Below are 11,782 nucleotides of genomic sequence, written 5' to 3'. Positions count from 1 at the left end.
ACTTATTTATTTTTTTCAATAAGTTGAATAATTTCTTTTAAGTCTTCGGTGCTGATGTTTTCTTCTTTGGCAAAAAAGGAAACCAAATTTTTGTAGGAGCCATCAAAAAACTTCCGAGTAGTAGAGTTTAAAACTTCTTTGGTGTAGGAGTCTTTTTCTACCAACGGATAGTAACGGTGAGTTTTTCCAAAAGCTTCGTGACCAACAAAAGCTTTGTCTTCTAGATTTCTAACAATAGTAGAGACTGTGTTGTAATGTAATTTTTCTTCTAGTTTTTCAACTATTTCTTTAACAAATGCTTTTTTTAAAGACCAAATTACATGCATGATTTCTTCTTCTTTTTGAGTGAGTTTGGGGAGTTGCATAAAAAAATTATAAATTTATTTTACAAATATAAACTAAAAAAGCAGTTGTACAACTATAATTATAGTTTAATAACTAAAAAAATAGTTTTCATTCTTTTATTGAAGAGATTATTCATCTTATTTTTCTCTTGCATTAGCTTCTTATAAAAACAATTATTCTACTATATTCGCTAATTGAATTTGAATAATTTATGAACATACTATTTATATTTATAGGTCTTTTATTGTTAGTGGTCGGAGGTGAATTTTTGGTTAGGTCGTCTGTAGGTTTATCTTTTAAATTGAATATTTCTAGAATGGTTATTGGCTTAACAGTAGTTTCATTTGCAACATCAGCACCAGAACTTTTAGTAAGTGTACAAGCGGCTTTAAAAAATTCGCCCGAAATTGCCATTGGAAATGTGGTGGGTTCTAATATAGCTAACATTGGTTTAGTTTTAGGAATTACAGCTATTATCGCTCCCTTGTTTATCGATCGAGACTTTTTTAGACTAAACTGGCCAGTCATGCTAGGCTTTTCGGCACTGCTCTATTATTTTATGTACACAGGAAATGAGATAAGTAGAATTGAAGGTCTTATTTTTATTACTCTACTTATGATCTATTTATTTTATTTAATAAAAAGGAGTAGAGGAAGTAAAGGAAATGTACCGGCAGAAGTAGATGAGAATTTGCAAGAAGTAAGTTACTTTAAAATTATAGTTTGGTTATTTATTGGTGGTTTAGGCTTGTATTTTGGGTCTGAATTATTGGTAAAAGGAGCTGTAAATTTAGCTGAAACATTAGGTGTAAGTAATCGAGTTATTGCCATAACTATGATTGCCGTTGGTACAAGTATTCCCGAACTAGCAGCTTCTGTAATTTCTGCATTTAAGGGAGAGAAAGCACTTTCGTTGGGAAATTTAATCGGCTCAAATATTTTTAATATTGCTGCTGTGTTAGGAATTACAGCCACTATTTTGCCTATTCCAATTAATTCACCAGAAATTTTAAGCCAGGATATGGTTTGGATGATAGGCGTTTCTGTTATTTTATTGCCCCTAAGTTTTATAGCTCCAAAAATGAATTTATCCCGATACAAAGGCTTTTTATTATTTGCCTTTTATTTAAGTTTTATTTATTTGGTGGCTTTCTAGTTCAAAAATAGGGGTTGTAATATAAATTCATTATACTTTAATAATTTAACCTATAAAAAAACAGGGGGTGTTTTGATTTTTTATATTTTTGTATTAAATAAAATTATAAAACATGGCAACACTTCGATTTAATGCTTTAAAAGAAACGCTTTCAAGAAAACCAATTCCGGTTGAAGAAAACTTAAGACGTTCTGAAATTTTTGGTAAAAATGTATTTGGCGAAATTGCCATGAGACAACATTTAACCAAAGATTCTTATAAGTCTGTAATGGATGCGATACAAAACGGTAGCAAAATAGACCGAGATTTAGCAGACCACATTTCTACAGGGATGAAGGAATGGGCAATAGCTAAAGGTGCTACGCATTATACACACTGGTTTCAGCCCTTAACTGGTTCTACTGCAGAAAAGCATGATGCTTTTTTTGAAACATTTGGCGATGGTACTGCCATTGAAAAATTTAATGGAGGACAATTAGTTCAACAAGAACCCGATGCTTCTAGTTTTCCTAATGGAGGAATTAGAAACACCTTCGAAGCTCGTGGTTACACGGCTTGGGATCCAACATCTCCAGCTTTTGTTTGGGGAACCACTTTATGTATTCCAACTATTTTTGTTTCGTACACTGGTGAAGCTCTCGATTATAAAACACCACTTTTACGCTCTTTAAGTTCTCTAGATAAAGCTGCTACCGATGTGGCAAAATATTTTGATAGAAAAGTAACGAAAGTTACTGCTACTTTAGGTTGGGAGCAAGAATATTTTTTAATCGATTCTGCACTAGCTTCATCTAGACATGATATTATGATGGCCGGTAGAACTTTACTTGGTCATGCACCAGCTAAAGGTCAACAATTAGACGATCATTACTTTGGTTCGATTCCTGCTCGTGTATTAAATTTTATGCGTGATTTAGAAACTGAATGTATGTATTTAGGTATTCCAGTTAAAACTAGACACAACGAAGTTGCTCCTAATCAATTTGAGTTAGCTCCTATTTTTGAAGAAGCTAACTTAGCCGTAGATCACAATTCTTTAATTATGGATGTGATGGATAAAGTTGCCGACCGACATAACTTTAAGGTGCTATTTCATGAAAAGCCATTTGCTAATGTAAACGGAAGTGGTAAACACAATAATTGGTCTTTAGCAACCGATACGGGTTCAAACTTATTGAGTCCTGGTAAAACACCAATGAAAAATCTACAGTTTTTAACCTTTTTTGTAAACACCATTAAAGCGGTTTGCGATAATGAAGAAATTTTAAGAGCAACTATTGCATCAGCTTCAAACGATCATCGTTTAGGTGCAAATGAAGCGCCACCAGCTATAATTTCAGTGTTTATTGGTTCACAATTAACTAAAGTCTTAGATGAATTAGAAAAAGTAACTAATGGTAAACTTTCGCCAGAAGAGAAAACAGATTTAAAGTTGAATGTAGTGGGTAAAATTCCAGAAATTTTATTAGACAATACAGATCGTAATCGTACTTCTCCTTTTGCTTTTACAGGAAATAAATTCGAATTACGCGCAGTTGGTTCTACAGCAAACTGTGCTGACCCAATGACTACTTTAAATGCAATGGTAGCTAAACAACTTATTGAATTTAAAGCAGAAGTAGATGCTTTAATCGATAAAAAAATGAAAAAAGACGATGCGATTTTCAATATATTGAGAGAATACATTAAATCTTCTAAGAAAATTCGTTTTGAAGGTGATGGTTATGGAAAAGCTTGGGAAGATGAAGCAGCTAAACGTGGTTTAAGTAACAACAAAACTACTCCAACTGCTCTGCAACCTAAAATTTCACAAAAAGCTATTGATTTGTACACTAGTTTGCAAATTATGAACGAAGTAGAAATTAAAGCACGTTACGAAATTGAAATTGAAGACTATTCTAAAGAAATACAAATTGAAGGCCGTTTAATCGGAGACATTGCCCGAAATCATGTTATTCCTACTGCTATTAGTTATCAAAATGTATTGATTAAAAATGTGAAAGGCTTAAAAGAAATCTACGGAAATTCTTTTAAAGAAATAGCCAAAGAACAAATGAGTATTATTGAAGCCATTTCAAACCATATTGAAAACATCAATAAAGCTACAAGCCAAATGATTGAAGCTCGAAAAGAAGCTAATGCCATAGAAGATGCAACTAAACGTGCTCATGCGTACTGCGATGAGGTGAAACCATTTTTTGATACAATTCGTTACCATTGTGATAAATTAGAATTAATGGTAGATGATGAAATTTGGCCATTAACTAAATACAGAGAAATGTTGTTTACAAAATAAATTAATGTATTGTTCTAACAAAAAAAACCTTCTGTAATTCCAGAAGGTTTTTTTTTAATGTCTGATGTTTTACACTGAGAATAAAATAATACGGTTTTGAAAATCTGAAAAATTTAAAAAGTGCTCAGTTTTTATAACTATTTACTTTTTTGGTGTTCGTTTTTTCGTTTTTCTTCCAAACGTTCTTTTCTTTTTTTTTGTTGAATTTCGGCTTTACGCATTGGCATACGGTCTATTAATTTAAATAAATCGTCTGCATCAATTGCCTTTGTTCTTTTCAGTTTAGTATTATTATCTAAACCAATAAGAACAAGTTCGAAATCTGAATCTTTGGTTTGCAAGTTTTGAAATGAATCTGCTAAGTTGAAGTTTTTTATAGGAGAATTAAATATGGCTTTGGTCTCTTGATTGGTAATTTGAATTACACCAATTTTTCTTTCAATAGCTGCATCTTGATTAGCTTGAATAGCATCAATTTGTTTTTGCAGTTGCGGATGTTCATCTTCGGGCGAGAGCAAAACTAGCCAGCGGCGTTCTTTATCTTTAGTAGCTTGTGCATTTATATTTAAACTCCCAATAATACATAAGAACAGAATACAAAATACTTTATTCATTTTTTGAATGTTTTAAAAGGCTTCTCCGATTGTAATATAAAAACCATTTTCATCTGGAGTGATCGCATAATCTAAACGAGCATAAATGTCTTTGTTTTGAAACAATAAAAAGCGAATACCGCCACCAACAGCCCACTTTAAATCGTAGTTGTCTATTTTTGAAAATTCATCAAATACAGTTCCAAGACTTGAAAAAACGGTTGCTCCCCAGCGTTTTGTAAAACCAAGTTTTAGTGGTAACATGCGATATTCTATTTGAGTAGCTAACATTTGGTTGTCGCGATATCTTCCTAAAAAATATCCACGCATCATATTTTGCCCACCCATGAGTGCCAACTGATTGAAAGGTACATCGCCACCAAAATTAAATTCGCCTAAAAACTGAGCAGCTATTACATTCCTTTTATTGTTGAAAGATTTATAAAATCGAGTATCGGTCACTATATTGTGGTAATCTACATCGCTTTTCCAAAACGGATTAAATTTTACATAACCCAATTCGCTAAAAAAACCATCTCGTACATTTAATACATTGTGTCTTTCATCGTAAACTAAGCCAACACCTAAACCTAAATTTGTAGTTCCTTCTGCACCAAAAGGTAAATCGATGTTTAATTGATCTTGTCCTTCAGCGGCTTTAAATTCAACTTTGCTTAAACTTCTAAAATCAGCTTCGAAACCTATAAAAAAATTATTGGCTATTTTCCTTAAAACCCGTTCTTTAATTTTAAACTGCCTTGCATCTACAATGGAAGCATAATCTAAAGGAACTTCATCTAATTCATTTCTTATACCATAATATTGAAGAGGGAAACGTTGAAATTCAAACTCGCCTAAAAAAAACCATTGGTCTTTATCAGTATAAATAGCGTGCTCAAACCGAGCACCAAATTGATTTTTTAGGGTATAAAATACAAATCCGCTAATTTCGCTTAGGCGATTGTTTACATCTTCATTAGCATAGTAAACGTACAGTGGACTAAAGCCAATTTCAACGCTGGTTTCTGGTTCATAACCCAAAGTTGGGTACATCATAAATTGCGATTTTTCTTCAGAAACAGTGTCTTTTAAAACGCGTTTTAAATAATCTACAACTTGGTTTTTAACTTTTTTTTGAGCCTGTGTTGAACTCACAAAAAATACGCTTAAAACTAAAATGATGAGTAGTTTAAATACTTTCATGTATTTGTTAAATTGCAAATTTTAAAAGTAAGCAAAGTTTATGTATTGCAAGCTTAAGTTGATTTATATTTATTTTAAGCAAACTCAGCTTTATTTTCTTTTTGTTGTTGTATAAATTCGCTTAGGTAAGTGGCATCTTTTTTAATTCCACCAAGTGTTGCAGAACCACGTGTATGCAACCAAGGCAGACCAATAAAGTAAAGCCCTTTAATATTGCTTACACCACGTTCGTGTATTGGGTAGCCATCTTTATCTAATTCTAAACCATCAATCCAAGTAAAGTTAGGCCGGTATCCTGTAGCCCAAACAATATTTTCTATATCGTTTATTTCTTTTTTTTCAGTTACAATAGTATTTTCTTCAGCATTTAAACACTTTCCAACAGGAATTACATTTTTACGCTTTAAAATTCCTTTTACGTCTGTGCCTATTATGGGTTGTTTACCTTGGCTAATGTATTTGCCGAACCAAGATTTTTTGCTGAAATCTAAATAACCTAGTTTGGTAAACCACCACCATAATGTTTTGCCCATGATTTCTTGTGGAAGCGTACTTACGTTTGTATCTCCGGCAAAATATACCTTGTGGTTTGTGTGTTCAGAGATTTCATCTAAAATTTGATAACCTGAATCGCCAGCACCAACTACCAGGGAAGGACCATCGTTTAATTTATCAGGATTTTTGTAATAATTACTATGACTTTGGTATATATCTGAGTCAATTTTTTCTGAAAATCTTGGAGTGTAAGGAATATGAAAAGGTCCGGTAGCTATAACCACTTGATAGGCAAAAAAATCTCCATCGTCTGTTGTTAGTTTAAAAATACCATCTTTTTTATCGATGTGTTCTACTAAGGTGTTGAGTTGTAGCGGAAAATTAAACTTAGCAACGTATTTTTTAAAATAATCTGCCACTTCATACTTATTGGGATAATGGCCTTTTTTAGCTGGAAATTCTAATCCTTTAAGATTGTTAAATTCGGTTGGAGTAAATAATTTTAGTGAATCCCAACGCCTTAACCATGACGCCCCGACTTCACTTTCTTTGTCTAAGATTAAAATTTTTTTATTAAGTTGTTTTAATTCATAAGCCATGGATAGTCCAGCTTGTGCTGCTCCAACAATAATGTAATCGTAAATTCCTTTCATACCACAAATATAAGCATTATCTCGTAGAGGCTTCAAGTTGATTAAATTTGTTGTAAATCAGTAGTATAAGTACACCAAAGCTAACGGCTACTACAATTAAAATAGTGTTTAAAATACCATCTGCAGAAAACGAAATTTTTAGGAGTACTGTAGAAATAATAAAACCCGAATTACGAATTACTCGGCTAAATTGGTTGGTTTGTAAAAATGAAAATAACAGAAGTAAAACATCTGTTAAGATTAAAACGGTAAAAAAATCATCGAAAAAGATACTGTTTAAGGATTTCAAGGAAGTACCCACAGCTTCAGGATTTAAGCCCGTGTTATATACCCAATTACTTAATGAATATATAGCTAGACCAATAATTATAGGAATTAAGATGCTGGCAAAAAAGCGTTTTACTTTAATGTGTCTTTCTGTTTTTAAGCTTAAGCTGGTTTTCTTTGATTTGTTTTTTTGGTCAATTTTGTAGAAGAAGTAGATAAGTATAAACAGCACTAGTGTGGCTAGTATATCGATTGTAAATTGCAAATCACCTTGGATAGAAAACCAATTTTCAGAAAATTCTAAATTAGATAAGTCGTAAAATATTTTTCGAATTAAAATAAGCGTAATAATTTCATACTGTTTGCCTATATAATTGGTAATCGATTTTGGTAGGTAAAAAACCAACAAATAAACTTCGTAAATTAATATAATTGAAAATGGGGTGTAAAGTGCCGAAATTGGATTGATTGTTAACTCTTGAAAAGCACCCAGGTTTAAAAAATTGTAGTCTACGACGGCAATTATTGCCAAATGAATTAAAAACGAAACAATAGCTATATAAACAATTACTTGCTCTGCCTTTTCGCTATTTTTTTCAGACAAAAGCTGGTTTTGTAATTGTCGAAAACGTAAATCTAATTTCTTCATGTTATAAATTTAACTAATGAAATGAAGAAATGATAAATACTTAATTGCTTTTCGGTTAAATTTAAGATTTAATTGCCTTTATAATTTTTTCTGCGTGAATAATTGAATTTTCAATGAACCATTTATGGGTTTCTAGTCCACCGCAAATTACCCCTGCTAAATAAATGCCCTTTTGGTTGGTTTCCATAGTTTCTTCATTGTAAGTTGGAATATATTTTTGCTGTTTATTAATTTCGATTCCTAATTTTTCTAAAAAACTAAAATTGGGTTGGTATCCTGTTAAAGCTAAAACAAAATCATTTTCTAAGGTTTGAATTTTACCATTTTCATCTTTAAAAGTTACTTTGTCTTCAAAGATTTGGTTTAGCTCTGCATTAAAATATGCTTTGATGCTTCCTTCTTTAATTCTATTGATGATGTCTGGCCTTACCCAATATTTTACGCGTTCGCCAATTTGTTCTCCACGAACAATCATGGTAACATCTGCTCCTTTTCTATAGGTTTCTAAAGCTGCATCTACCGAAGAATTACTGGCGCCAACCACTACTAGTTTCTGCATGCTGTAATAATGTGGATCTCGGTAATAGTGACTTACTTTTGGTAAGTCTTCGCCAGGTATATTAAGCGGGTTAGGTATATCGTAAAAACCTGTTGAAACTATTAAATTTTTAGTATTATAGGTTTGTTTATTTGTAACAATCTGGTAATGGTAGTCTGATTTTTTTACAACTTCAATTACTTCTTCAAACAAATTAATGTTTAATTGATTACTTGTAGCTACTCTACGGTAATATTCTAATGCTTCTTGTTTAGTAGGCTTAGAATTGTTACTAATAAATGGAATTTCGTCAATTTCTAATTTTTCTGAAGTAGAAAAAAATGTCATATTAGAAGGATAGTTGTACAGTGAGTTAACCAAAGCGCCTTTTTCTACAGCTATATAATTTAAATTATTCTTTTTGGCTTCTAATGCGCACGCTATTCCAATTGGACCTGCACCAATAATCAATACATCTAACATACTTAAGAATTCATAATTTTTTTTAAATCTTGTATGGTTTGGGTTGGGTTTTGGGCTTTAAATACATAACTACCAGCTACTAAAACATCTGCGCCAGCATCGATAAGTTGTTTTGCGTTTTGATTGGTTACGCCACCATCGATTTCAATTTTCGTTTTTGCATTTTTTAATTGAATTAATTCTTTTAATTCTCGTACTTTTTGGTAGGTATTTTCAATAAAGTGTTGCCCGCCAAATCCTGGGTTTACACTCATTAAACATACCATATCTATATCTTCGATTACATCTTTTAAGAGTTGTATGTTGGTATGTGGATTTAGGGCTACTCCAGCCTGCATGCCTTCATTTTTTATAGATTGCAAACTTCTATGTAAATGCGTACATGCTTCTAAATGAACAGTTAACATATTTGCGCCTAATTCTGCAAAAGTTTTAAAATATTGGTCTGGATTTACAATCATTAAATGCACGTCTATAAATTTGTTTGCATGTTGATTAATTGCTTTTAAAACAGGCATTCCAAAAGAAATGTTGGGTACAAAAACGCCATCCATAATATCGATGTGAAACCAATCTGCTTCACTTTTATTTATCATTTCAACATCACGTTGAAGGTTAGCAAAATCTGCTGCTAATATTGAAGGAGCTAATAATTTTTTCATTATTGTAAAATTACAGGTTTTACGGCTTAATATTTACATCTATTCATTGGCTGTTTTTATAAGCCCATTTACTAATCTAATGCGTTACAGTCTACAACAGGTTCGAAGGTCATTTCTAAGACTTCGTTGTTAGATTGTATTTCATAAGTTCCTAATGTAAGCGTGTTAAGTGTAATGGTTTGTTCTCCATCACTTTTCACAAGAGATACATTTTTTAAAACTACTTGAACGTTAAATGTTCTTCTTATAATGTTGGTTCTGTATAAGTCAATTTCGATTGATTCAGCAACATCAGGATTTAAATAATTAGGAATACCTTCTTCATTGGTGTCTGTTCTAGGATTTAGAATAGGGTTGCCGTTATCATCTAAATTATCAAATGCATCTAAGTCTTCCCATCGGGTAATTACACCATCGTTATCATCATCTTCATCGAGGTAGTCTGGTATGCCATCTTCATCAAAATCTAGGTAAATATTCGGATTTTCATCGTTTACAATTTCTACGGAAGTAGGCACATTATCATTATCGTCGTCTGTATCTAAAAAATTAGGAATACCGTCTCCATCGGTGTCATCGTTAAAAAAGTTACCATCTCCGTTAATATCTTCTTCAAAAGCTGGCACATCGTCGTTATCGTCTTGATTAGTTACCAAAAAAATTAGTTGTGCTTCGCCACCATTTAAGCTCGTAAATTCTTCGGTAACAGTAGGATTTGCTGGCGGAATTTCTAGGCAAAAATAATCTGATCCGTTGGTTTCATTACTCAAACGCCTGTAAGTTATTTTATTTTCTGGATTTAAATTCAAGCTAATCGGGGCTGGTGGACACAAACCATCAAATTTACCATCAAAGTCAGGAAGAATAAATCGAAAAGATATAGCTTCATTTGTTTCTGAATTTACATTATGCAGCACATTAATGTTATTCACTTTACATAGCTCTAAATCTGTATCTGCGCTATAATCAAAATTTGAAACAATAATTTCGCCATCATTGCAAGCAAAAATGCCCAAAACACATAAAAAATAGAATATTTTCTTCAAACTGAATTTTTTTCAAAAATACATATTTAAAGTCTAATTTCTTTGATTGATGAAAATCATATCGCTGTAGTTATCCAAATATTTTCGATTTTTATATCGAATAATTAATGTACTTTTGTGTAAATCAGAAGTATTTTTAAATGAAACAGGTATATCTAGATAATGCTGCAACTACTTGCCTAAGACCAGAAGTAATTCATGTTATTACTGAAACGCTTCAAAACTGTTATGGAAATCCATCTTCTAGCCACGCTTTTGGACGCTCTGCCAAAACAAAAGTAGAACAAGCTCGAAAATTAATAGCAAAACATTTAAATGTTAGTCCTGGTGAAATTATTTTTACTTCTGGCGGTACGGAAGCCGATAATTTAATTATCCATAATGCAGTTAGAGATTTAGGTGTTCAACGAATTATTACATCTAAAATTGAGCATCATGCGGTTTTAAATGCAGTAGAGTTTTTAGAAAGCACCTTAAAAGTTAAAGTAGATTTTGTACAACTTGATGAAAATGGCAGCGTAGATTTAGCTCATTTAGAGCAATTATTAAATCAATCAGGTTTAAAAACTTTAGTTAGTTTAATGCATATTAATAATGAAATCGGTAACATTTTACCACTACAACAAGTGGCAGAATTATGTAAAATTCACAATGCTTTATTGCATAGTGATACCGTTCAATCAGTTGGTCATTATCCTTTAAATTTACAAGAAATACCAGTTGATTTTATAGCAGCGAGTGCACATAAATTTCATGGCCCTAAAGGAGTAGGTTTTGCTTTTATTCGAAAAGGTTTACCGCTAAAAGCGATGATCCACGGGGGAGCTCAAGAACGTGGTTTTCGAGCTGGCACTGAAAATGTACAAAATATTGTAGGTATGGAAAAAGCTTTGGAATTAGCTTATGCTAATTTAGAAGCTGAAAGTACTAAGATTCTGAATTTAAAAAAATACTTTATTGAAGCTTTACAACATAAAATACCAGGTATTCAGTTTAACGGAAATTCAGCTAAATTAGATGCAAGTACTTATACGTTGGTTAATTTAAGTGTTCCTGTTAAGCCAGAACAAGCCAATTTAATGTTGTTTCAATTAGACTTAAAAGGCATTGCTTGCTCTAAAGGAAGTGCTTGCCAAAGCGGTAGCGACCAAGGATCGTTTGTGCTGAACGAAATTTATGATGCTGAACGTTTAAAAAACCCGAATCTGCGTTTTTCTTTTTCGCATCATACTACAATTGAAGAATTGGATTATGTAGTAGATACTTTGGCTGAATTTGCAAAAACAGGAAAATTGCTTACGCATTAATTGTTTAATTTAAGATTTAGGATTTTTGATTGCTGGTTTTTAAATGAAAATTTTTTAAACGATTTTAAAAGCTTTATTGAAAAATAATT

The 11,782-nt window shown here is 32.1% G+C and carries 11 protein-coding genes; 3 read left to right on the top strand and 8 right to left on the bottom strand.

The genetic code is table 11. The annotated features are described in order from the left end of the window. Positions 1-2: 2 nt before the first annotated feature. Positions 3-365, bottom strand: a complete 363-nt coding sequence (locus IEV63_RS08735; RefSeq protein ID WP_188406417.1) for a BlaI/MecI/CopY family transcriptional regulator — start codon at positions 363-365, stop codon at positions 3-5. Positions 366-556: 191 nt separating this feature from the next. Here IEV63_RS08735 and IEV63_RS08730 point away from each other — a divergent pair, with 191 nt between their 5' ends. Both IEV63_RS08730 and IEV63_RS08725 read left to right on the top strand, forming a co-directional pair. Next, positions 557-1,501: a calcium/sodium antiporter gene (locus tag IEV63_RS08730; protein WP_188406416.1), complete on the top strand. Its 945-nt coding sequence runs from the start codon at positions 557-559 to the stop codon at positions 1,499-1,501. 112 nt (positions 1,502-1,613) lie between these two features. After that, positions 1,614-3,797 (top strand): glutamine synthetase III family protein, encoded by a 2,184-nt coding sequence (locus tag IEV63_RS08725; protein ID WP_188406415.1) that lies wholly within the window; start codon positions 1,614-1,616, stop codon positions 3,795-3,797. Positions 3,798-3,934: 137 nt separating this feature from the next. Here IEV63_RS08725 and IEV63_RS08720 read toward each other — a convergent pair whose 3' ends face one another. The 7 genes from IEV63_RS08720 to IEV63_RS08690 form a co-directional block, all read right to left on the bottom strand. Continuing rightward, on the bottom strand, positions 3,935-4,411 hold the full coding sequence (locus tag IEV63_RS08720; protein WP_188406414.1) for a DUF4174 domain-containing protein: 477 nt from the start codon (positions 4,409-4,411) through the stop codon (positions 3,935-3,937). Positions 4,412-4,423: 12 nt separating this feature from the next. Then, the gene (locus IEV63_RS08715) at positions 4,424-5,593 is read right to left on the bottom strand and encodes a BamA/TamA family outer membrane protein (RefSeq protein WP_188406413.1); all 1,170 of its coding nucleotides are present in this window, start codon (positions 5,591-5,593) and stop codon (positions 4,424-4,426) included. A gap of 74 nt (positions 5,594-5,667) precedes the next feature. Next, positions 5,668-6,732 (bottom strand): flavin-containing monooxygenase, encoded by a 1,065-nt coding sequence (locus IEV63_RS08710; protein WP_188406492.1) that lies wholly within the window; start codon positions 6,730-6,732, stop codon positions 5,668-5,670. A gap of 25 nt (positions 6,733-6,757) precedes the next feature. Beyond that, positions 6,758-7,657 (bottom strand): hypothetical protein, encoded by a 900-nt coding sequence (locus tag IEV63_RS08705; protein WP_188406412.1) that lies wholly within the window; start codon positions 7,655-7,657, stop codon positions 6,758-6,760. A 61-nt stretch (positions 7,658-7,718) separates the two neighbouring features. Next, positions 7,719-8,678: a YpdA family putative bacillithiol disulfide reductase gene (locus IEV63_RS08700; protein WP_188406411.1), complete on the bottom strand. Its 960-nt coding sequence runs from the start codon at positions 8,676-8,678 to the stop codon at positions 7,719-7,721. Positions 8,679-8,680: 2 nt separating this feature from the next. Continuing rightward, positions 8,681-9,340 (bottom strand): ribulose-phosphate 3-epimerase, encoded by a 660-nt coding sequence (rpe, locus tag IEV63_RS08695; protein ID WP_373283731.1) that lies wholly within the window; start codon positions 9,338-9,340, stop codon positions 8,681-8,683. A 71-nt stretch (positions 9,341-9,411) separates the two neighbouring features. After that, complete coding sequence (locus IEV63_RS08690) at positions 9,412-10,386, bottom strand: hypothetical protein (RefSeq protein WP_188406410.1); 975 nt, start codon at positions 10,384-10,386, stop codon at positions 9,412-9,414. Positions 10,387-10,526: 140 nt separating this feature from the next. Between IEV63_RS08690 and IEV63_RS08685 the strand changes: the two genes are divergently transcribed. Further along, positions 10,527-11,693, top strand: coding sequence for a cysteine desulfurase family protein (locus tag IEV63_RS08685; RefSeq protein WP_188406409.1), 1,167 nt, complete (start codon positions 10,527-10,529; stop codon positions 11,691-11,693). Positions 11,694-11,782 lie beyond the last annotated feature (89 nt).

Origin of the sequence: Psychroflexus salis, assembly GCF_014640175.1 — a bacterium.
In the GTDB taxonomy this organism is placed as follows: domain Bacteria; phylum Bacteroidota; class Bacteroidia; order Flavobacteriales; family Flavobacteriaceae; genus Psychroflexus; species Psychroflexus salis.
Note: the sequence above shows the minus strand (reverse complement) of the source record. Positions and strands in the feature narration are given on the sequence as shown.